General features: G+C 64.5%; 1 protein-coding gene. It reads left to right on the top strand.

Annotated elements, in window-relative coordinates:
* A partial coding sequence (locus tag NKI24_RS35805; RefSeq protein WP_502901519.1) for an IS110 family transposase occupies nt 1-866 on the top strand: 866 nt, incomplete at both ends.

The raw sequence follows: 866 nt of genomic DNA, 5'->3' as shown, positions 1-866 counted from the left end.
CACAGGCTGAGCGACGGCGCGAGCCGGCGTTTTGCCAACGACAGCCGCGGCCACAAGGCGTTCATGAGCTGGTTGAGCCCGAGCCGGTTGGACCCGCCCGGCGTACGCATCGTCTATGAGCCGACAGGTCCATATCACCGGGCCTTTGAGCGGAAGCTGGCGGCGGCTGGCCTTGCGCTGGTCAAGGTCAACCCACGCCAAGCCCGGCGCTTCGCCGAGGCCACCGGCAGGATCGCCAAGACCGACCGGCTGGACGCCGCCATGCTGGCGCGCATGGGCGCTCTTCTCGACCTCGAAGCACGACCGGTGCGCAGCCCGATCCTCAATGACCTCAAGGACCTGCACATGGCGCGCGAGGCGCTGGTGAAGAACCGGACGGCGGCGAGGAACAGGGCCAAGGCGCTAACCCTTCCCATCCTCAAGCGCCACAATGCCCAGCAGCTCAGGCAGATCGAACGTCAAATGGCTGCTGTCGAAAAGGAGATCACGGCGCTCATCCAGTCCGATCCCGATCTCTCCCGTCGCTTCGCTATCCTCGTCTCGATCCCGGGCGTCTCGGCAATCACCGCCTTCGCGCTTCTCATCGAAATGCCCGAACTCGGCACGCTCGGTCAGGGTCAGGCTGCTTCCCTCGCAGGCCTCGCTCCCGTCGCACGACAGTCCGGCAACTGGATCGGCCGCGCCTTCATCCGCGGCGGGCGAGCCAATGTCCGACAGGCACTCTACATGCCCGCCCTCGTCGCCATGCGCTTCAATCCCGATCTAAAGGCAAAATACCACCAGCTCACGGCCGACGGCAAAGCCTCAAAACTCGCCATCACAGCCATCATGCGAAAGCTCATCATCCTCGCAAACGCACTACTCAG

The organism is Mesorhizobium sp. M0701 (assembly GCF_040320365.1).
In the GTDB taxonomy this organism is placed as follows: domain Bacteria; phylum Pseudomonadota; class Alphaproteobacteria; order Rhizobiales; family Rhizobiaceae; genus Mesorhizobium.
The sequence above is the reverse complement of the archived record's forward strand: the minus strand, read 5'-3'. Positions and strand labels throughout refer to the sequence as shown.